Here is a 21,262-nt window from a genome sequence, read left to right as displayed (position 1 = left end):
GTCTAGTTGTGTTCTAGTAACTCGCGAGCATGGCGACGTGTGGTATCAGTGATTGTTGCGCCACCTAACATGCGTGCGACCTCCTCAACGCGTTCTGCCCTACCTAAAGGCTGTACTTGCGAGATTGTTTTATCGCCTGATTGTGACTTACTAACTTTGAGATGGTGATTACCTTGTGCTGCAACTTGAGGTAAATGGGTGACGCACAAGATTTGATGAGATTGTCCCAATTGGTGTAACAGCTTGCCAACAGTTTCTGCAACGGCGCCACCAATACCGGCATCAACTTCATCAAATATGAGGGTGGGTGTAAATGATGCTTTGCTAGTGATTACGCTTATTGCTAGGCTGATACGTGCCAGCTCGCCGCCGGAGGCAACTTTAGCCAAAGAGCGTGGCGTACTGCCAGCATGCCCTGCAACCAAAAATTCAACTTGCTCTAAGCCGTGTGACCCACCTTCATTTAGTGGAGTTAAGGCAATCTCCAGGCGTCCCCCTGCCATGGATAAATCCTGCATTGCATCTGTAACCAATTTGCCTAGGTGGCTTGCGGCTCCTGCACGTTTTTGCGAGAGTTGTTTTGCAAGCTTGAGATAAGCGGCTTCTTCCTGCTTTACTTTTTCACGTAAGGCTTCAATATTCTGAGATGCAGTCAGGGCATCTAGGCGTTCAGCAGTCTCTTGTAGTAGCGCTGGTAATCCATCTGCCTCAGTACGGTATTTTCTAGCAGCACTATGAAGGGCTTGCATGCGCTCTTCAACTTGTGCAAGTCGTGCGGGGTCAAGATCTACTTTTTGTAAGTATCGATTGAGGCTATGAATGGCTTCATCTAATTGAATTTGGGCAGATTCCAGGGTCTCGCTAATATTACTGAGGGCTGGATCATGTTCTGCCAATGCGCCAATAGTGCCACATACCTTAGAGAGACTGGATTCAATCGAGTTATCAGCGTCACTTAAAGCCTCAATCGCTTCTTGGCAGCCACCAATAATTTTTGCCCCATTGGCAAGTCGTGCATGTTCACTTTGAATGCTGAGCCACTCACCCTCTTGTGGTGATAGCTCAGTGAGCTCTTCTAGTTGCCACTCTAAGCGCTCACGTTCACGCTCAATATCTTGCCCTGCATTTTCTGCTTGTTCTAGGCGACGACGAGATTCATTCAGTGTTCTGAATGATTGGGCTACCTCAGTGGCTAGGGGTAATAAGCCAGCATGACGATCGAGTAATTCTCGTTGAGCACCACCCTTTAGCAATAGTTGGTGTGCATGTTGCCCATGAATATCTACGAGTTGGTCGCCTGCTTCGCGCAGTTGTGCCAAGGTAGCGACACTGCCATTGATAAAAGCACGACTTCTACCGTTACTTTCTACAGTTCTTTTAAGCAAAAGACTTTGACCATCATCTTCAGTGGGAAAGCCTTGTTCATCTAGCCATTGGCCAAATGGTTGAAGTAGTTCTGGATCAATTCGAAAGAGGGCGGAGATTTCTGCGCGATTACTGCCTTCCCGTATTTGGCTACTGTCAGCGCGCTCTCCTAAAACTAGGCTAAGCGCATCCAGCAGAATCGATTTGCCAGCACCAGTTTCGCCTGTGAGGACAGTGAACCCAGCAGAGAAGTCTAGCTCTAGTTGATCAACAATGACAAAGTCACGAAGTGAGATAGTTTGAAGCATGTATTAGCGTAGCAAAGAACTCGACATTAGAAGGTCGACGGGTATTCATTCCAATGCAATTTCTCACGCAAAGTTTTGTAGTCGCTGTGATTGCTGGGGTGTAAAAGGTCAATTGTTTTGTCGGATTGACGGACTTCGATCGTATCGCCACTCTGTAAATTGGTTTGCGATTGCATATCAAAATTGACAATCACCTCAAGGCCATTAATGACCTCAATCACTGTAACGCTATCTTGTGGCAACACAATCGGCCGATTAGAAAGTGAGTGGGGTGCAATTGGTACCAACAAAATGCCTGCAACATGCGGGTGCAAAATGGGGCCGCCAGCAGATAGAGCGTAAGCAGTTGAGCCGGTTGGAGTCGAGACAATCAAACCATCGGATCGTTGGTTATACATAAAAGATCCATTGACGCGCACTGCTAACTCCACCATCCCAGAAATCCCAGAGCGGTTTACGACAACATCGTTAAGTGCCAAGGCACGATTAATGACTTTGCCGTCACGAAGTACAACAGCATCTAACAATGTTCTGGTATCAGCCTCGTATTCACCAGCGATGATTTTCGAGAGAGTATCTTTTACAGACTGAATTGGAATATCCGTCATGTAGCCTAGGCGACCCATATTGATTCCGACGAGCGGAACGTTGCTGCCCGCCAATTGACGAGCGATGCCCAGCATGGTTCCGTCACCGCCCAAAACTACTACTAGGTCAATTGCCCCTGCAAAGTCTTGGGCTGTTTTGGTGGGATAGCTATTTAAGCCAAGGTGGGCGGCAGTATCGGCCTCAATAAAAACCTCACAGCCTAGGCCTGAAACCAGTTTGGCTAGGTCATTTAAGCGCTCTTCAACCCCATCTGCCTGCAATTTGCCGACAAGAGCTACCCGGCTAAATGCCTTCTTGGAAGAATTTGGGGATGGGCTTAACATATAACGATTAAACCATAGGCATAAAATCCCTTCCACCATGGATGAACGTTCCCGCGCTTTACTCAAAACCCTCATCGAGCGTTATATCGAGGAGGGGCAGCCTGTTGGCTCGCGCACCCTATCCAGGTTCTCTGGTTTAGACCTCTCTGCAGCTACTATTCGCAATGTGATGGCGGATTTGGAGGATATGGGTCTAGTGACTAGCCCCCATACCTCTGCAGGCCGAATTCCGACCCCGAGAGGCTATCGCCTATTTGTAGACACTATGGTGACTGTTCGCCCATTAGAGGAAATTGCTACCCGCGAGCTTGAAAAAGGACTTTTGCCAGATTCCCCGCAACGGGTTTTAAATTCTGCCGCTCAGATTTTGTCTAACTTAAGTCATTTTGCTGGAGTGGTGATGACTCCCAAGCGAGCCCAAGTTTTTAAACATATTGAGTTTTTACGATTAGGTGAAGGCAAGATCTTATTAATCATGGTCACTCCAGAGGGTGATGTGCAAAATCGGATTTTGCCAACAAGCCAGGATTACACGCCAAGCCAGTTAATTGAAGCTGGCAACTACATCAATACACAATTTGCTGGCAAAAGTTTTGAGCAAGTACGCTTGCATCTCAAATCTGATCTGGATAATTTAAGGGCAGATATTTCTGGTTTGATGGCTTTGGCACTTCAAAGTGGTGTTGCCGATTACGATATGGGCCGTGGTGATATGGTGCTCTCAGGTGAACGTCGCCTACTAAATGTAGGTGATTTAAGCTCCAATCTTGATAAGCTGCGTAAGATGTTTGATATGTTGGAGCAAAAATCTGTACTGATGCAGTTGCTCGATGTTTCAAGCCATGCTGATGGTATTCAAATCTTTATTGGCGGTGAAAGCGATTTATTGCCCTATGAGGATTTAGCGGTAATTAGCGCGCCTTACAGCGTAGATGGTCAGATTGTTGGTACTCTCGGGGTAATTGGGCCAACTCGTATGGCTTATGACAGGGTGATTCCAATTGTGGACATCACTTCCAAGTTGCTGTCAGGCGCCCTAAGCTCCCAAAATTGATGATCAGTATTTAACATTTATTAAAGACAAACTATTTTGAATCAGAATCCACATCTACGACCCACCAAGACAGCAGTCCTTCTGCTGAACTTGGGTACGCCATCTGCGCCAACGCCAAAAGCAGTGAGGGTATATTTAAAAGAGTTTCTCTCTGATCCGCGCGTCGTAGAAATTCCACGCATTATTTGGTGGTTCATTTTGAACGGCATCATTTTGCCAATTCGCAGCAGTCAGTCAGCAAAAAAATATGCATCAATTTGGTTGCCACAACTCGGATCACCGCTAATGCATTATTCTCGTTTGCAGGCGAAAGAGCTGGGCGAGAAGTTTGCCAATGAAGGCCATACTGTTTTGGTTGATCTAGCGATGCGCTATGGCAAGCCATCTACTCAAGAAGCTTTAGAGAGCTTGAAGGAGCAGGGCATGGAGCGTTTGCTGCTGCTGCCTTTGTATCCCCAATATTCAGCCACTACTACCGCCTCTAGTTTTGATGAAGTCTTTCGGGTTCTGAGTACCTGGAGAAGTCAGCCTGAGCTGCGTTCAGTGAAGTACTACCATGACAATCCAGCCTATATTTCCGCCCTTCGCGATCAGGTGATTAGCGCTTGGGATAAAGACGGTTATCCAGATTTCGCAAGAGGCGATCGCTTTGTAATGTCTTTTCATGGATTGCCTAAGCGCAATTTGATGAAGGGTGATCCCTATCACTGCGAGTGTTTGAAAACGGGTCGCCTACTTGGCGAATCTTTGGGTCTAGAGTCAGGTCAGTACATCGTCACCTTTCAATCACGCTTCGGCAAAGCTGAATGGTTAAAGCCTTATACCGCACCAACCATTGAGAAGTTAGCAAAAGAAGGTTGTCAGCGCCTTGATATTTTTTGCCCAGGATTTCCGGCAGACTGTCTAGAGACGCTCGAAGAGATTGCGATGGAAGCCAAAGAAATATTCTTAGACCATGGTGGCAATGATTACCGTTATATCCCTTGTTTAAATAGCAACCCCAAATGGATTGAAGCCTTAGGCGACATAGCCTATCAGCACTTGCTAGGGTGGAATCTAGGCACCGAGTCTAAAGAGGAATTGGCTCAACGTGCTACGAGGGCTGATGTAGCTGAAAAATCCATTACTTGAAATTGAATCGATTGCCCCAATATTGAAAAGTACTAGCCTTACGTAGGGCAAAATACAGAAAAGCGAATGAGCACCCATGACACAAGAAAATCAAAACCCAGAACAAGAAAATCCAGCAGCAGAGGGTTCGGCTCAAGCCGCCCCGGAAGTTGGCGCTGTTAAAACTCCTGAAGAAGAGATTGCAGAGCTCAATCAAAAGCTTGGCGAATTACAAGATCATTTTTTGCGTGCCAAAGCCGAAGGTGAAAATATTCGCCGCCGTGCCGTTGAAGATATTGCTAAGGCGCATAAGTTTGCGATTGAGAGTTTTGCGGAACATTTAGTGCCGGTGACCGATAGTCTATATGCAGCTTTAAGTACAGATGCTAGCGATGCCAAGGCCTTTAAAGAAGGACTGGAAATTACTCTCAAGCAACTTTTGTCTGCCTTCGAAAAAGGTCGTATGACCGAAATTAATCCTGCGGTAGGCGATAAGTTTGATCCGCACCACCATCAGGCGATTGCTTCGGTCCCGTCTGAGCAGGAGGCCAATACCGTAGTTTCAGTACTCCAGCGGGGTTATACCGTGGCAGATCGGGTACTTAGACCTGCTTTGGTTACAGTCAGCGCCCCGAAATAAACTAAAAATAGGGGGTTAAATCCCTAAAAAAGCATCAAAAAGGCAGATTTCTGCCTTTTTTGCTATTCCAGCCCTTGAATTCCCCTTTTTAGACCCCACTTATTGGGTATTGGAATATTTGCGGCAGTCCTTCGGGTTGCCAAAAAACACATTAGAAGCACAACACAGTAATTTCATTTTTTGGAGTAATTATGGGAAAGATTATCGGAATCGACTTAGGAACCACTAACTCGTGTGTTTCTGTTGTTGAAAACAATGCACCTAAAGTTGTCGAGAACGCAGAAGGCGCTCGCACAACTCCATCCATCATCGCTTACGTTGAGGATGGCGAAGTATTGGTTGGCGCACCAGCTAAGCGTCAGTCAGTTACCAACCCTAAAAATACAATCTACGCAGTCAAGCGCTTGATGGGCCGTAAATTTACAGATCCTGAAGTGCAAAAAGATATTGGCCTCATGCCTTATTCAATTATTGCTGCTGATAACGGTGATGCATGGGTTGAAGCACGTGATAAGAAAATGGCGCCACAGCAAGTTTCTGCTGAAATCTTGCGCAAGATGAAAAAGACTGCTGAAGACTATCTCGGCGAAGAAGTGACAGAGGCAGTCATTACGGTTCCTGCTTACTTTAATGACAGTCAACGTCAAGCAACTAAAGATGCTGGCCGTATTGCTGGCTTAGATGTGAAGCGCATCATTAATGAGCCAACAGCAGCTGCTTTGGCTTTCGGTCTGGACAAGCAAGACAAGGTAGATCGTAAGATCGCCGTGTATGACTTGGGTGGCGGTACATTCGACGTATCCATTATTGAGATTGCTAACGTGGATGGTGAGAAGCAGTTTGAAGTGCTCTCTACCAACGGCGATACCTTCTTGGGTGGCGAAGACTTTGACCAACGCATCATCGACTGGATCATTGCCGAGTTCAAGAAAGAACAAGGCGTTGATTTGAGTAAAGACGTTTTGGCATTACAACGTTTGAAAGATGCTGCTGAAAAAGCCAAGATCGAATTGTCATCCGCACAGCAAACTGAAATCAACTTGCCTTACGTGACAGCTGATGCTAGCGGTCCGAAGCATTTGAACTTGAAGTTGACCCGTGCCAAGTTAGAGTCTTTGGTTGAGGAGTTAATTAAGCGTACAGCTGTCCCTTGCTTAACTGCAATCAAAGATGCTGGCGTAAACGTAGCCGATATCGACGATGTGATTTTGGTCGGTGGTCAAACTCGTATGCCTGCGGTTCAAGACAAAGTAAAAGAAATCTTTGGCAAAGAGCCACGCAAAGACGTCAACCCAGATGAAGCAGTAGCTGTTGGTGCTGCTATTCAGGGTTCTGTATTGTCTGGTGATCGCAAAGACGTATTGCTCTTAGACGTTACCCCATTGTCATTGGGTATCGAAACTCTTGGTGGCGTCATGACCAAGATGATTCCAAAGAACACTACGATTCCTACCAAGCATTCACAGGTTTACTCCACTGCGGAAGACAACCAGCCTGCTGTAACCATCAAGTGCTTCCAAGGTGAGCGTGAGATGGCTGCTGCAAACAAGTTGCTCGGTGAATTCAATCTAGAAGGGATTGCGCCTGCACAACGTGGCATGCCACAGATTGAGGTGACCTTTGATATTGATGCTAACGGTATTTTGCATGTAACCGCAAAAGACAAAACCACCGGTAAAGAGAACAAGATTACCATCAAGGCAAACTCTGGCTTAACAGAAGAAGAAATTCAGCGTATGGTGAAAGATGCTGAAGCTAATGCTGCTGAAGATAAGAAAGCATTAGAGTTGGTAACAGCGCGCAATACTGCTGATGCTTTGGCGCACTCTACTAAGAAAGCTTTGGAAGAGCATGGCGCTAGCTTAGAAGCTGCTGAAAAAGAAGCCATCGATGCAGCTCTTAAAGAGTTGGATGAGGCTATCAAAGGCAGCGATAAGGTTGTCATTGAAGCGAAGACCGAGGCTTTGGGTAAAGCCAGTCAGAAGCTGGGCGAGAAGGTGATGGCTGCAGAGCAAGCTAAAGCTAGTGCAGCGGCTGGCGCAGCTCCTGGTGCTGCACAACAAGCCACTCCAGATGCTGATGTAGTTGATGCTGACTTTAAAGAGGTTGATGACAAGAAATAATTCTTTAATCAGACATTTATTTAACGTAGTTTTGAAGTGCTTAAACAACAAGTCGGCCTCGTGCCGACTTGTGTCATTCAGGTTGTAGAGAGGAATTGGCCGTGCCGAAAAGTAAACGCGATTTTTATGAAGTACTTGGTGTAGCAAAAGGTGCCAGCGAGGAAGACCTGAAAAAGGCCTATCGCAAGATGGCAATGAAGTATCACCCTGATCGCAACCCTGATAGTAAAACGGCTGAAGCCCAATTTAAAGAAGCTAAAGAGGCTTACGAAACTCTCTCCGATCCAAACAAACGCGCAGCTTATGATCAGTATGGTCATGCTGGAGTCGATCCTTCAATGGGCGGCGGCTTTAGTGGGGGTGGTTTTGGCGGCGGCGGAGGATTTGCCGATGCTTTTGGCGATATCTTTGGCGATATCTTTGGCCAAGGTGGTGGACGTCAATCTGGTCCACAGGTTTATAAGGGCGCGGATCTACGTTACAACATGGACATCAGCCTTGAGCAAGCGGCTGAGGGCTACACCACACAGATTCGTGTACCAAGTTGGAGTAACTGTAAGCCTTGTCACGGTACTGGTGCTGAGCCTGGTACAAAAGCAGAAAAATGTTCTACCTGTGATGGCCATGGCCAAGTGCGTGTGCAACAAGGCTTCTTCTCGATGCAGCAGACCTGCCCTAAGTGCCGTGGCACTGGCGAGTACATTCCGAAGCCTTGCAAAACCTGTCATGGTTCCGGAAAGCACAAAGAGCAAAAAACTTTAGAAATCAAAATTCCAGCAGGTATTGATGATGGTATGCGCGTTCGCTCAGTTGGTAATGGCGAGCCTGGTATTAATGGCGGACCTTCGGGTGACCTCTACGTAGAAGTTCGCGTTAAGCCGCATCCAGTATTTGAACGTGATGGCAGTGATTTGCATGTGCAAATGCCGATCTCATTTGCAACGGCAACCATTGGTGGTGAAATCGAAGTTCCAACATTATCGGGTCGCGTTGAATTTCCGATTCCGGAGGGCACTCAAACTGGTAAGACTTTCCGTTTGCGCAGCAAAGGCATTAAAGGATTGCGCTCGACTTTAGTGGGCGATCTTTTCGTCCATGTTTTAGTGGAGACTCCAGTGAAATTGACGGATGAACAGAAGAAATTACTGCGGCAGTTTGATGAAAGTCTCAAATCCGGCGGCGATAAACACAGCCCCCAGCAAAAGGGCTGGTTTGATGGGGTAAAGAGCTTCTTTAGTTAAGAGTTAGCGAGAAATCAGCCAGCAAAACCGTGTTCAAGTCCGGGGAATTTTCCGGATTTGACTTCGCGAACATAAGCTTTCACAGCTGCTTCAATTGACTGGTGACCATCCATAAAGTTTTTAACAAACTTGGGTGGCTTGCCTGGGCTAATACCCAACATATCCTGTAGAACCAATACCTGACCAGAGCAATCTGGCCCTGCCCCAATTCCGATGGTTGGAATATGAAGCTCTTCAGTAATTCTTTCCCCAAGTGAAGAGGGAATCGCCTCAAGCACTAACATTTGTGCACCAGCTGCTTGGCAAGTAAGTGCTTGCTCGAGCATATGGCTTGCAGCATCCTTGGATTTGCCTTGTACCTTATAGCCGCCTAAAAGATGCACTGACTGTGGAAGCAAGCCAAGGTGCGCACAAACAGGAACACTACGCGCAACGAGATATTGAATAATGTCTACTTGCCAGTCTCCGCCTTCAAGCTTGACCATATCGGCACCAGCGCGCATGAGTTCTGCTGCGGAATCTAATGCTTGTATTGGATCGCCATAGCTTGCAAATGGCAGATCGGATATCAAAAATGCGTGGGTATTGGCGCGTGCCACACATTCGGTGTGATAGACCATTTGCTCAACAGTCACTGGCGTCGTACTAGAGTGACCCTGAATCACATTGCCTAATGAATCGCCAACTAGAATGACCTCGACTCCACAGCGATTGAGTAGCGCTGACATAGTCGAGTCATATGCGGTCAGCATAGTAATTTTCTCTCGCTCAGTATGCATAGCGAGAAGCTTAGTAATCGAGATTGGCTTATCGCCTTGTAAGTAACCCATGGCGAGAGTTTAATGAATTAATGCGCCGATTGGCTATAAACGGCTTTTTCCCCGCAATTACAGTTCCTGCAGGGTAGTTTCTCAATTCTTTGGTGGGCTACTTTAGGTAAATAAGTCTTCAATTCACCTAGATCTGGCAAGAAGAAATGAGGGGCTATTTCGAGGAGGGGAAGCAGGACAAATGAGCGTTCAATAATTCTGGGGTGAGGCAATGTCAGCTCAGTTTCATTTTGGATCACGCCCTCAAAAGATAGGATATCTAGATCAAGCGTGCGTGGTGCATTTGAGTAGGGACGCTCTCTACCAAACTCTTGCTCGATTGCTTGGCAGACATGCAGAAGGCCGTAGGGCGTGAGCTCAGTTTCAATTTCGATGACAGCATTGATGTAATCGTCACCGGCCGCTTCAATAGGAGCGCTTTGATAAAAGCAGCTTTTAGCAAGAATTTGTAATTCCGAGCGCAGTGCTAGACAAACAATGGCGTCAGTGATGAGCTGGCGTGTGTCGCCGATGTTGCCGCCAAATCCGATAAATGCTCGTGCCATACGATTCCAAACTTGAGATAAAACTACTTTACTGAAATTTCTCTAAGTTTGCTTAGCCTGCTTCAGGTTCGGGAGATGAGTCAGATTTAGGCTTTCTACGACGTCTCCTTTTTGCAGGTGAGCTGGCACTGCTACCTGGTTCAGTCTTAGCGCTGGCCATTAAGGCTTCTTGACCAGCTGGATCGGCAGCAATGAAGTCAGTCCACCATTGCCCAATAGCAGGGTCTTGCTCGCCAGTTGCGCAGCGCAGGAGCATAAAGTCATAACCCGCCCTAAAGCGTGGAGATTCGATTAGCCGATAGGGATAGCGCCCAGCTCGTTTTTCAAAGCGGGGCTGCATTGACCAGATCTCACGCATATCACTTTCAAACCGACGCTGAATCGTCATCCCACTACTTTGGGTGGCAATCGTATCGTCCATGGCGTCATGCAGTGCGGGGATATTAGATATCCCCTTGGCAATATTTGCTTTCCAGTTTTTAAGCAGATCGGGCCAAAGCAGGGTGGCGAATAAGAATCCTGCCGAAACACTTTTGCCAGATTGAATACGTTGGTCGGTATTGGCCAATGCCAATTTCACGAAATCATTCGCACCCTTAGAGCCCTCGCCACTATCCAGAATATGGTCGAGTAATGGCAGTAGACCATGATGAAGGCCAGCATCTTTTAGGCCTTGAATTGCCGCCCAAGAATATCCAGACATCAGTAGCTTCAGGATTTCATCAAAAAGTCTAGCTGATGGGACGTCTTGCAAAAGATTGCTTAGCTTGGCAATCGGTGCGCGGGTTGCTGCATCTAAGGTAAATCCAGTTTTCGCAGCAAAGCGGATAGCTCTGAGCATACGTACTGGATCTTCGCGATAGCGTTTTGCAGGATCGCCAATCATGCGCAAAGTTTTCTTTTGCATGTCTGCCATGCCACCGTGATAGTCGAGCACAGTTTCACTAGAGGGATCGTAATACATGGCATTGATGGTGAAATCTCTTCTTGCTGCATCTTCGCCTTGCGAGCCCCACACGTTATCGCGCAATATGCGCCCGCTTTCGGCAACATGATCGCCAGCATTATCAAGTAGGGCTCTAAAGGTAGAGACTTCAATGATTTCAGGGTGGCCTTTGCCAAAAAATGTGACGTGCACAATCTGAAAACGTCGGCCAATGAGACGCGCTTTACGAAATAGTCTTTGGACTTGGTCTGGAGTGGCGTTGGTAGCCACATCAAAATCTTTTGGACCAATCCCCAGTGCAAGATCACGTACTGCACCCCCAACAATAAAGGCTTCATAGCCGGCTTGCTGAAGGGTGTCAGTGACTTTGACGGCATTCTTTGAGAGCAAATGGGGATCAATACGATGCGCTTTTTTGGGAATGCGTTTTGGTGCCCCGGTATTGTTAGCTTGCGTATGCTTGACCATGGGATCGCGACGCAAGATGCGTTTGATGAATTTAGTAATCATGCAAACAACTCAAGAATAGGCCAGTTGCGTTTATTGGCTTCAATGCGTAGACGTTCGTCTGGATTAGTAGCAACAGGGTTGCTAACCTCTTCTAATAAGGGGAGATCATTGATGGAATCAGAGTAGAAATAGCTTCGTGGCATCTTATCGAAAGATAGCTCTTGAGCTGCCAGCCATTCATGTAAGTTTTGAATCTTGCCTTCACGAAAATTTGGTACACCTTTAACCTCACCAGTGAAGTTGGCTAAGGGACTATCGCTGAATGTAGCGGGTTCAGTTGCAATCAGGTGTTCGATACCAAAGCTTTCCACGATTGGGCGTGTAACAAAGCTATTAGTAGCAGTGATGACGCAGCATATATCCCCAGCATCTTGATGTCGTTTGACTAAGTCAATCGCTGATTGACGGAGGTGGCCATTGATTACTTCCTTCATGAAAGCGTCATGCCATTCCTTGAGTTGCGCGCGGGAATGTTCTGAAAGCGGCTTTAAGGAGAAGCGGAGAAATGCATGAATATCGAGCTTGCCTTCTTTATAGTCTTGATAAAAACGCTCATTTTTTTTTGCATAATCAACACCATCGACTACGCCGATGCGCGCTAAAAATTGACCCCACTCATAATCGCTATCGCAAGGGAGGAGGGTACTGTCTAAGTCGAAAAGGGCTAACTGGGTCACAAATTGAATATGAAGTAAATTATTTTGGCTGTAAGAGCTCGCGAACGAGAGGTAAGGTTACAGCACGTTTTGTTTCTAATGAATACGCATCCAAAGCATCAATCAAGGCCATCAAATTGGGCATATCGCGATAAAAGCGCTTTAGCAGCCAAGGCAATACGTCAGGTGATAAAACCAATCCTCGCGCTTTAGCAGCTTGCTCCAAAGCTTGTATTTTCTCATCATCATCCAAAAGCTGTGTTTGAAAGACCAAACCCCATCCTAGACGGGTCCGGAGATCTTCGCGTAAGTCCAAATTGGCTGGCGCAGCCTTGCCCGCCATCAATATATGAATATTCTTGCTAGCCTGAACGCCGTTCAGAATGCGAAACAGGGCGCCAACCAAACGCTCATCTAATGCATCTACATCATCAACAGTAATCACCGAGGGCGCATCACTTGATGCTAGAGCGCTCATTTTTTCTTCAAGATGAACCCAAGAGATGGGTTCTCTGGGATTTAGAGAAAAAGACTCAATCCCTGCATGCTCAGCGGCGTTTGTCATCGCCCCCAAGAGATGGGTTCGTCCAGATCCTTCTGGGCCCCACCAATAAATCCAGCGATGATTGAGTGGATTGCTATTTGGATATCTAGACTGATTTTCCCAAGCCTTGCAAAGCGTTTGCAAAGTAGAAATGAGTGCCCAGTCATTGCTAGGCAAGTAATTATCGAGACTAGCTTTGGGCGTGTGACTAAGATCTAAAGCAAATTGTCTTGGAAGCGGAGGCGTATTCATTCCTGAGAAATTATTTTTGATACCAGGAGCTTTGTGTATACACAGACCAAAGATATTGAACTAATACCAAACTGACAGCGCTAATCGGCAGGGCAAGTAGTACTCCAAAAAATCCAAAGAGTTTGCCAAAGAGCAGCAAGGCGAATAGGACCGCAACGGGATGCAGGCCAATACGCTCACCTACTAGGCGGGGGGTTAAGAAAAAACCTTCGAGGAATTGGCCGATGCCATAGAGGACTAGTACAGCTAAGAGTTCTGTACCGATGCCAAATTGCAAAATAGCAGAGAGGACTGCAAGCGTTAGGCCAAGGGTAATTCCAATATAAGGAATCACAATCATTAAGGCTGTAAATACACCAAGCGCTACTGCCCCTTTAATACCAATTAAGCTAAGACCAATGCTGTAAAAAGCAGACATGATCGAAATGACGATGACCATGCCACGTAAATATTGCGAGAGTAATCCATCGGTGTGCATCGCTAGGTGATGAACTGTTTCTTGTGCACGCACTGGCACAATTTTTTTGATCAGTCCAAAGAAGTGATCCCAGTCAATCAGTAAATAGAACATCACAAAAATAATCAAAACAGAATTGACAAAAGCTGCGATGACCGAGCTACCAGACATCAGTACAGTTTCAAAAGTACTCGTCATGAGTGAATCAGCGTTGTCGCTAATATGCGTTGAAATTTTTTGAGAGACTGTTGTTTTTAAAGCGCCCCAGTCGACATTCAGATGAAGCTCTGCCAATTTGGGCCCAAGCCAAGCCTGGGTATTTGCAATCCAGTCGGGCAATTGCTCCTTGATGAGGGGAATTTCGATTTTGAGGAGACCAATAAAGAGGCCCAAAATCGCTATGACCACGGCTAATCCAAGAATGACGCTGAGCCCAGCCGCTGCAATTGCAGGCATGCGACGTCCTTCTAGCCATAGAAAAGCGGGCCTTAGGATATAGGCCAAAATAAAAGCAGCCAGAAAAGGGGTAAAAATTTCAGCCATTACAAGTAATCCTCTAGAATTCAATGATTCTACTGACCAAGTGACATTTTTCACCAATATTCCGACTCTGACATGACTTCATCTACTAATTCCCCGTTAAAAGGTCTTTCTTACCGCGATGCTGGCGTCGACATTGACGCTGGGGATGACTTAGTAGATCGCATTAAGCCGTTAGCTAAGAAGACTATGCGAGAAGGTGTCTTGGCTGGAATTGGTGGCTTTGGAGCCCTTTTTGAGGTACCTAAGCGCTATAAAGAGCCTGTTTTGGTATCGGGTACTGATGGTGTGGGAACTAAGCTTCGCTTAGCGTTTGAGTGGAATCGCCATGACACTATTGGCCAAGACTTAGTTGCCATGAGCGTCAACGATATTTTGGTCCAGGGTGCAGAGCCTCTCTTCTTCTTGGATTACTTTGCTTGCGGCAAGCTTACTGTTGATACTGCGGCTACTGTAGTTGGTGGTATTGCTAAAGGTTGTGAGTTATCTGGCTGTGCCCTCATTGGCGGTGAAACTGCTGAGATGCCTGGTATGTATCCGCCAGGTGAGTATGACTTGGCTGGATTTGCAGTTGGCGCGGTTGAGAAATCGAAAATCATTACTGGCAATACGATTGTCCCTGGCGATGTTGTCTTGGCAATCGGTTCGAGTGGTGCCCACTCCAATGGCTACTCATTAGTCCGCAAAATTGTTGAACGTGCTGGCGCAAAGCCAAGCGATGATTTAGGTGGCCGTCCTCTGGGCGATGTAGTAATGGCCCCAACCGAGATTTATGTGAAACCTCTCTTGAAGCTCATCACTGAGATTGATGTGAAGGGGATGGCGCACATTACTGGTGGTGGTTTAGTGGATAACGTACCACGCGTTCTTCCAGAAAATACCCAAGCAGTGTTGCATCGTGATAGCTGGCAAATGCCAGAACTCTTCCGTTGGTTACAAATGAAGGGTGGCGTAGCTGATGCAGAGATGGTTCGCGTATTTAACTGCGGTATTGGCATGGTAGTGATTGTTTCTCCAAGCCAAGCAGATGCTGCAATCAAATCATTGACGGCACAAGGGCTCAAGGCTTGGACTGTTGGCGAGGTTGTGGAGCGTCCTAAAGATGCGCCACAAACTATCGTTATCTAAAGCGATAAACGTTTTATTTTTGTAAAGTGCTTTTGCAGTAGTCCAGTGCTGCTGCAAGTTCTTCTGGCTTGAAGGGGTCGAAGGTTTTTCTGCCTGCAATTGCGCGCAACCAAGTCAATTGCCTTTTACCCAACTGCCTTGTAGCTGCCAAAGCTTTATAGCGCATCTGATCAAGATCAATTTCACCGTTCAGAAATTCCCATGCTTGTCGATAGCCTACCGAACGAATGGCAGGAAGATCTGCATGTAAGTTGGAATTGGTGCGTAGCGCTTTGACTTCATCCATAAATCCAGCGGCGAGCATTTCGTCAAATCGTTTTTCTAGGTTGGCGTGCAATCTTGCGCGATCACTGGGTTCAAGTGACACTAAATGAATCCATGCTGGAATGCTTGAACCTTCTCTACCATCTTCACTAGGTGAGTCGGCTAACAAAATGGACATTGGCTTGCCAGTGATCTCAAATACCTCTAGCGCACGCTGTACCCGTTGTGAATCATTGGGCTTTAAGCGTGCCGCTGTTTCTGGGTCTACTGCTGCAAGTTTGGCGTGCATTGCTGGCCAACCAATGGCTTTACCTTCTTCATCTAGGCGTGCACGAATTTCTGGGTTAGCGGTTGGAAGGGCAGATAGTCCATGTGCCCAGGCACGCCAATACAGCATCGTGCCACCAACCACTACAGGAATATTTCCTCTACTGCGGATTTCTGAGCAAAGACGAGTGGCGTCTTTAGAAAAGCGTGCTGCTGAATAAACCTCTGTAGGTTCAAGAATATCGATGAGATGATGAATTACTGCTGCTTGTTCTGCTTTTGTGGGCTTTGCACTGCCAATATCTAAACCGCGATAGACCAATGCAGAGTCCATGCTGATGAGTTCAATCGTTAAGCCAATAGATTTAGCGTGCTCAGCAAGCAGCATGGCGAGATGGGTTTTGCCTGCACCAGTGGGACCCACAATACAAAGTACTGGAATGATCTCTGGAGCATGCAGATGCTGAATGTAGGGTTCAGTTTGCATGCCTGATTATAAGAGCCTGTTAATATCCGCATCAAGCCAATATTTGGAGTGCCAGTGGATGGATGCCCTTTTACAACTTAGTGATTTATTTCTGCACATTGACCGTCATTTAGATGTGGTGATTGCGCAATATGGCCCCTGGGCTTATGGCTTGTTATTTGCGATCGTATTTGCTGAAACTGGTCTAGTGATTGCACCATTCTTGCCGGGGGACTCGCTTTTGTTTATTGCCGGGGCTTATTGTGCAACCGAGCATTTCAATCTCTGGACCTTGTGCTTTGGCTTGTTTATCGCTGCAGTGGCAGGTAATACTGTTAACTACTTTATTGGGCGCTGGATTGGTAAAAGAATTTTTAGTAGTCAGTCGCGCTGGATTGATCAGCGAGCGTTATTAAAGACCCATGCGTTTTATGAGAAGCATGGTGGTAAGACTATTATCTTGGCACGCTTCCTACCCATCATTCGTACCTTTGCACCGTTTATTGCGGGCGTCTCTGAGATGAACTTCTCACGTTTTCAGTTTTTCAATATCACCGGAGCCTTACTGTGGGTCTTTGGCCTAGTGATTGCTGGATACTTTTTTGGAAATATTCCGATCATTCGCCAAAACTTAAATGTGATTGTTTTGGTTGGTATTGGCGCTGCAGCAATACCAGTTGTTTTGGCTGCGCTTTATAAAATATTTCAGCGCAAACAAAAGCAATAGTAAGTCTTATGCTTGCAGGCGAAGACTTAATGAAACTTCGCTTGGCTTTCTAGCGTGGCAATATGTTCACGAATATCGCTAGCATCTTCTGCTTCTGGTGATTCGCTCAGGTAGCGATGCATATCCTCTAAAGCGGGGCGTAAATATTCGAGTTGGGCAAAGATGAGTCCGCGATCACGAACTTCTTCGATTGAATCTGGCAGCAGAATCACTAAGCGCTCCTGAATGCCCAGTAGGCGTTCCCAACGCTCATGTTCTGAATAGATCATTTTGAGATTACGCAGGAAGCGAGACAAGATTTCACGTGGGTTAGAGGCCCGCAGGAAGACATTGAGGGGCAGGCTTAATTCACCACGGTAGCCCTTGGCATCCAAGTAGGGATCTAACATCTCTTGTAGTTGATTTTTAGAGAGCGATTCACCGGTAAGCGGATCCATGATGACCTCGCCTTGTTGCAAAGAGATGCGCATCATGAAATGGTTTGGAAATGAAACGCCACGAATCTTTAAACCAATTTGATTTCCCAATTCAATCATGAGAATAGCTAGTGAAATCGGAATGCCTCTGCGATTTTCAAGCACATAATGCAAATAAGAATTTTCGGGCGCGTAGAAATCGTTCGGGTTAGGGCCAAAGCCTAACTCGGTATAAAAAAAGTGCTTCAGAATTTGCAAGCGCTGAATCGGTGACGTGTCTGGAGTGATTCGTGACTTTAGCTTATTGCCGAGTTGATCTAGTTGATCTAGCACCCCTTGAACATCTAAATCTGGATATGCATGTTGCGCCACGGCGATTGCAGCCTCCGTCAGCGGAAAATGTTCATCTTCAGCAACTAAAGAGGTGAAATAGTCGAGTTGTTGTGTTGGCATAGTTCCTATTTTGCATGACGCAAGAATTTTTGCCAGCGAATTCCAACAAGACCTAGGGCGCTAAAGTAAACAATGGCAGCAGCGGCTAGCCATGCCCCCAGGAGGCCAATGCGCGTCCAGGGTTCGGCCTGGAGGGCAATCCAATTATGTGCTCCAGCAGCATAAAAAAGGACTGCTGAAAAAGGTAGCAAGGCAACAAACAGTTGCCCAAGGTATTTCGCCCAAGCCGAGCTAGGCAGGGCGCCACGCTGATGCAAGCCAACCCATAGCAGAGCGGCATTGAGGCAGGCACCAGCACCAACAGAGAGGGCCAGGCCTGCATGTCCTAGCCAGGGAACAAAAATGATGTTTGCTAATTGGGTTGCGACAAGAACCAGCAGGCCAATTTTTACTGGAGTGCGTATATCTTGGCGAGAATAAAAACCAGGTGCCAAAATTTTGACCAAAATTAATCCAATTAAACCAACGCCATAAGCAGCTAATGCGCGTTGCGTCATTAGGACATCTAGCGCATTAAATTTTCCATAGTGATACAACACTGCCGCAAGTGGTTCACCGAAAATAAAGAGCGCAATTGCACAGGGTGTAGCTAATAAGAATGTGAGTTGCAATCCCCAGATCAATAATTCACCGGCGTGCGCTAAATCATTTTTTGCATTGGCCTTACTTAGACTTGGAAGTAGAACGGTGCCTAAAGCTACACCTAATAAGGCTGTTGGAAACTCCATCAAGCGATCGGCATAGGATAGCCAGGACACACTTCCAGTTTGTAAGCGTGAGGCAATATTAGTATTAATGATGAGGGATATTTGTGCGACCGATACGGCAAAGACTGCCGGCCCCATCAACTTTAAAACTCGCCTTGCTTCAGGATTGGCGACAGCAGATTTAACGGCACCTGGTAATAAACCAATGCGTGGCAAAAGTCCTATGCGAGAAAGTGCGGGAATCTGAATTGCTAATTGCAAGACGCCACCTAAGAGCACGCCAACACTCAAGGCGTAGATTGGTTGCTCCAAATGGGGCGCCAAAAATAGCGCACTTCCAATTAAGGCCAGGTTTAATAAAACGGGCGTAAATGCTGGAATCGCAAAACGCTGAAAAGTATTCAAAATTCCAGCGGATAGTGAAACTAGAGAAATCAGCCCAATATAAGGAAACATGATGCGGGTCATCACAACGCTAGCCTCATAGGCTGGACCACCACTAAACCCGGTAGCAATCACCAGAATGAGCAAGGGCGCGCCAATGACGCCTAGCAATACCGTGAGCAGTAAAGCCCAAAATAAGAGGGTAGCGACCGCATTAACGAGGATGTGGGCCTGTTTTTGGTCCCCATCCTTGGAGATTTCTCCCAAAATAGGTACAAAAGCCTGAGAAAAGGCCCCTTCAGCAAATAAACGACGCAGTAAATTGGGGATCCTGAATGCCACATTAAAGGCATCCGTCCACTCTGAGGCCCCGAAGCTACGGGCAATCAGGGTCTCCCGGAGCAATCCCGTAATGCGGGACAGCATGGTGAAGGAGCTAACCTTGGCGGCGGCAGAAAGCAGGTTCATGAGCCGATTTTCACCTATTTATGGGTCGACTGGGCTTTTTTGCCCCTTTAAGGTAAAATCTTGGGTTTTGGCGAGCTTGCTTATGAATCTGGCAAGACCGCAGGATTTTTAACTAATCGCATTTTGCAATTTATAGAGGCAAGGTTTAAAGATGGCCAATACAGCACAAGCGCGTAAGCGCGCACGCCAGGCAGTAAAACAGAACGAACACAACTCCAGTTTGCGTTCAAAGCTACGCACTTCCATCAAGGCAGTTCGTAAGGCTATTGAAACTGGCGATAAAGCGTCTGCAGCGAAAGTATTCGCAGCAACTCAAGCAACAATCGACAAGATTGCTGACAAAAAGATTGCTCATAAAAATACTGCAGCTCGTCAGAAGTCACGTTTGTCCGCAGCTATTAAGGCGATGGCAGCGTAATACAGTATTAGTTTTAGGCTGGTCGAAGTAATTTCGACCTAGGCCCGCTCCTCATCAGAGCGGGTTTTTGTTTTTAGGACTGGGTTTGTGGTTTGGGTTCAAACTCACAGGCTTCTTCGATTGGAAGGTCGTTGTCTTTGGCAAAGTTCATGACAAAGTCAAGCGCCCTTGGATCAAGATCTCCCAGTCTGGTATCGATAACAACGCATTTCACTTTTGCAATAAGCACTGGTCTGACATAGGGCGAATAAGTGAAGCGAGGGTCTCCAGAATCTCCTGGGGGGCGAAAGCTAGCCATTACCCCGCACAGACGCTCCGCCCAATCACTGGGACGAAATGGTTTGCCAGAAGTGGTGATGCCTTGAATGAAAAGCTTTTTGTGGTTCAAGTTCGCGTCAAGAAGGTGGTGGGAATCAATATTACTAAGCCCTCTAGCTTAACAGCCTGAGTTGGCCGTAAGATGACTTTAGGTTCAATTTTCGTGCAGTCGAATGTTTTAAGAAAAAAATGCAAGCCAAAACTTTAGTAGAAAGCTCAACTATGACATCTCTGGCAAAGCCTCAAGTGCCCGGTCAGGTCAAGCACTATCTGCAGTTTTCTGACCTTACCCGTGAAGAATATGACTACCTGCTGAAAAGAGCAGCATGGCTCAAGTCGAAGTTCAAGAGTTACGAAACTTGGCACCCGCTTCATGACCGCACATTGGCCATGATTTTTGAGAAGCATTCCACGCGTACCCGTCTCTCTTTTGAGGCGGGCATACATCAGCTTGGCGGGCATGCCGTATACCTCAACACCCGTGATACCCAGTTAGGTCGTGGTGAGCCTGTAGAAGACGCTGCGCAAGTCATTTCAAGAATGACGGACATCATCATGATTCGCACCTTCGGCCAAGACATCATTGAGCGTTTTGCCTCCAAATCCAGAGTGCCAGTGATTAATGGCCTTACCAATGAATATCATCCTTGCCAAGTATTGGCAGATATTTTTACGCTGGTAGAAGCTCGTGGCTCAATTCAAGGCAAGACAGTTGCTTGGGTTGGAGATGCTAATAATATGGCTTACACCTGGATTCAGGCTGCCGAGTGTTTGGATTTTCAGATTCGCTTCTCGGCGCCCGAGGGTTATCAGTTAGATGCATCTCGTTTAACCAAAGCAGCGGCAAAACACCTCACTATTTGTACTGACCCAAAGGATGCATGCAAGGGTGCAGACATGGTTACTACCGATGTTTGGACCAGCATGGGCTATGAAGCTGAAAACACTTCACGCATGAATGCTTTCCAAGATTGGATGGTGGACGAAGACTTAATGTCACTAGCAAAGCCGGACGCATTATTTATGCATTGTTTACCAGCGCATCGTGGTGAAGAGGTTTCTGCGGGTGTGATTGATGGTCCGCAAAGTATTGTTTGGGAAGAAGCAGAAAATCGCTTACATGTGCAGAAGGCCTTGATGGAGTATTTGCTCTGTGGCCGCTTGGACTAGTAGGGAAATATTGAGTAATTTGT

Annotated in this window: 21 protein-coding genes; 9 read left to right on the top strand and 12 right to left on the bottom strand. The window is 46.7% G+C overall.

Translation table 11 applies throughout. The features are described from left to right. Window positions 1–2: 2 nt before the first annotated feature. Window positions 3–1,673 (bottom strand): DNA repair protein RecN, encoded by a 1,671-nt coding sequence (gene recN / locus B6A14_RS05560; protein WP_087909465.1) that lies wholly within the window; start codon window positions 1,671–1,673, stop codon window positions 3–5. Between the two features lie 26 nt (window positions 1,674–1,699). Then, the gene (locus B6A14_RS05555) at window positions 1,700–2,605 is read right to left on the bottom strand and encodes an NAD kinase (RefSeq protein WP_087910287.1); all 906 of its coding nucleotides are present in this window, start codon (window positions 2,603–2,605) and stop codon (window positions 1,700–1,702) included. 37 nt (window positions 2,606–2,642) lie between these two features. Between B6A14_RS05555 and hrcA the strand changes: the two genes are divergently transcribed. The 5 genes from hrcA (at window position 2,643) to dnaJ (ending at window position 8,773) form a co-directional block, all read left to right on the top strand. Then, the gene (hrcA, locus tag B6A14_RS05550; RefSeq protein ID WP_087909464.1) at window positions 2,643–3,659 is read left to right on the top strand and encodes a heat-inducible transcriptional repressor HrcA; all 1,017 of its coding nucleotides are present in this window, start codon (window positions 2,643–2,645) and stop codon (window positions 3,657–3,659) included. Window positions 3,660–3,695: 36 nt separating this feature from the next. Then, window positions 3,696–4,790, top strand: coding sequence for a ferrochelatase (hemH, locus tag B6A14_RS05545; protein ID WP_087909463.1), 1,095 nt, complete (start codon window positions 3,696–3,698; stop codon window positions 4,788–4,790). Between the two features lie 76 nt (window positions 4,791–4,866). Continuing rightward, window positions 4,867–5,409, top strand: coding sequence for a nucleotide exchange factor GrpE (gene grpE / locus B6A14_RS05540; RefSeq protein WP_087909462.1), 543 nt, complete (start codon window positions 4,867–4,869; stop codon window positions 5,407–5,409). Between the two features lie 191 nt (window positions 5,410–5,600). After that, window positions 5,601–7,532, top strand: coding sequence for a molecular chaperone DnaK (gene dnaK, locus B6A14_RS05535; protein ID WP_087909461.1), 1,932 nt, complete (start codon window positions 5,601–5,603; stop codon window positions 7,530–7,532). A gap of 101 nt (window positions 7,533–7,633) precedes the next feature. Continuing rightward, window positions 7,634–8,773, top strand: coding sequence for a molecular chaperone DnaJ (gene dnaJ, locus B6A14_RS05530; protein ID WP_087909460.1), 1,140 nt, complete (start codon window positions 7,634–7,636; stop codon window positions 8,771–8,773). A 14-nt stretch (window positions 8,774–8,787) separates the two neighbouring features. On the opposite strand, the gene panB is transcribed toward dnaJ, so the two are convergent. From panB to B6A14_RS05500, 6 genes are read right to left on the bottom strand one after another with little or no spacing between them, the layout of a single operon-like run. Beyond that, entirely contained in the window at window positions 8,788–9,603 is an 816-nt protein-coding gene (panB, locus tag B6A14_RS05525) for a 3-methyl-2-oxobutanoate hydroxymethyltransferase (RefSeq protein ID WP_087909459.1), read from the bottom strand. Between the two features lie 17 nt (window positions 9,604–9,620). Continuing rightward, window positions 9,621–10,148, bottom strand: coding sequence for a 2-amino-4-hydroxy-6-hydroxymethyldihydropteridine diphosphokinase (folK, locus tag B6A14_RS05520; RefSeq protein ID WP_087909458.1), 528 nt, complete (start codon window positions 10,146–10,148; stop codon window positions 9,621–9,623). Between the two features lie 52 nt (window positions 10,149–10,200). Then, complete coding sequence (pcnB, locus tag B6A14_RS05515) at window positions 10,201–11,604, bottom strand: polynucleotide adenylyltransferase PcnB (protein ID WP_087909457.1); 1,404 nt, start codon at window positions 11,602–11,604, stop codon at window positions 10,201–10,203. Next, the gene (locus B6A14_RS05510; RefSeq protein WP_087909456.1) at window positions 11,601–12,281 is read right to left on the bottom strand and encodes a histidinol-phosphatase; all 681 of its coding nucleotides are present in this window, start codon (window positions 12,279–12,281) and stop codon (window positions 11,601–11,603) included. The genes pcnB and B6A14_RS05510 overlap by 4 nt, the downstream gene beginning before the upstream one ends. 19 nt (window positions 12,282–12,300) lie before the next feature. After that, window positions 12,301–13,056, bottom strand: a complete 756-nt coding sequence (gene hda / locus B6A14_RS05505) for a DnaA regulatory inactivator Hda (RefSeq protein ID WP_087909455.1) — start codon at window positions 13,054–13,056, stop codon at window positions 12,301–12,303. Between the two features lie 10 nt (window positions 13,057–13,066). Further along, window positions 13,067–14,056 carry an AI-2E family transporter gene (locus B6A14_RS05500; protein WP_087909454.1) on the bottom strand — a complete coding sequence of 330 codons (990 nt, stop codon included), beginning with the start codon at window positions 14,054–14,056 and terminating at the stop codon, window positions 13,067–13,069. 72 nt (window positions 14,057–14,128) lie between these two features. Between B6A14_RS05500 and purM the strand changes: the two genes are divergently transcribed. Continuing rightward, complete coding sequence (gene purM, locus B6A14_RS05495; protein WP_087909453.1) at window positions 14,129–15,181, top strand: phosphoribosylformylglycinamidine cyclo-ligase; 1,053 nt, start codon at window positions 14,129–14,131, stop codon at window positions 15,179–15,181. A 13-nt stretch (window positions 15,182–15,194) separates the two neighbouring features. Here the strand turns inward: purM and miaA are convergent, their stop codons facing one another. Continuing rightward, complete coding sequence (gene miaA / locus B6A14_RS05490; RefSeq protein ID WP_087909452.1) at window positions 15,195–16,199, bottom strand: tRNA (adenosine(37)-N6)-dimethylallyltransferase MiaA; 1,005 nt, start codon at window positions 16,197–16,199, stop codon at window positions 15,195–15,197. Between the two features lie 58 nt (window positions 16,200–16,257). Between miaA and B6A14_RS05485 the strand changes: the two genes are divergently transcribed. Beyond that, entirely contained in the window at window positions 16,258–16,905 is a 648-nt protein-coding gene (locus B6A14_RS05485) for a VTT domain-containing protein (protein ID WP_087909451.1), read from the top strand. Window positions 16,906–16,931: 26 nt separating this feature from the next. Here the strand turns inward: B6A14_RS05485 and B6A14_RS05480 are convergent, their stop codons facing one another. After that, a complete protein-coding gene (locus B6A14_RS05480) occupies window positions 16,932–17,774 on the bottom strand; it encodes a SirB1 family protein (protein ID WP_087909450.1) in 843 nt (280 codons plus the stop codon). A 5-nt stretch (window positions 17,775–17,779) separates the two neighbouring features. Beyond that, window positions 17,780–19,333 carry a murein biosynthesis integral membrane protein MurJ gene (gene murJ / locus B6A14_RS05475; RefSeq protein ID WP_087909449.1) on the bottom strand — a complete coding sequence of 518 codons (1,554 nt, stop codon included), beginning with the start codon at window positions 19,331–19,333 and terminating at the stop codon, window positions 17,780–17,782. A 151-nt stretch (window positions 19,334–19,484) separates the two neighbouring features. Here murJ and rpsT point away from each other — a divergent pair, with 151 nt between their 5' ends. Continuing rightward, window positions 19,485–19,751, top strand: coding sequence for a 30S ribosomal protein S20 (gene rpsT / locus B6A14_RS05470; RefSeq protein ID WP_071466054.1), 267 nt, complete (start codon window positions 19,485–19,487; stop codon window positions 19,749–19,751). 73 nt (window positions 19,752–19,824) lie between these two features. On the opposite strand, the gene B6A14_RS05465 is transcribed toward rpsT, so the two are convergent. Continuing rightward, window positions 19,825–20,139 (bottom strand): DUF3579 domain-containing protein, encoded by a 315-nt coding sequence (locus B6A14_RS05465; RefSeq protein WP_087909448.1) that lies wholly within the window; start codon window positions 20,137–20,139, stop codon window positions 19,825–19,827. Window positions 20,140–20,291: 152 nt separating this feature from the next. Between B6A14_RS05465 and argF the strand changes: the two genes are divergently transcribed. Then, window positions 20,292–21,239 (top strand): ornithine carbamoyltransferase, encoded by a 948-nt coding sequence (gene argF, locus B6A14_RS05460; protein ID WP_201721483.1) that lies wholly within the window; start codon window positions 20,292–20,294, stop codon window positions 21,237–21,239. Window positions 21,240–21,262 lie beyond the last annotated feature (23 nt).

The organism is Polynucleobacter hirudinilacicola, assembly GCF_002192535.1.
In the GTDB taxonomy this organism is placed as follows: domain Bacteria; phylum Pseudomonadota; class Gammaproteobacteria; order Burkholderiales; family Burkholderiaceae; genus Polynucleobacter; species Polynucleobacter hirudinilacicola.
This window is presented reverse-complemented; position numbering and strand designations above follow the sequence as displayed.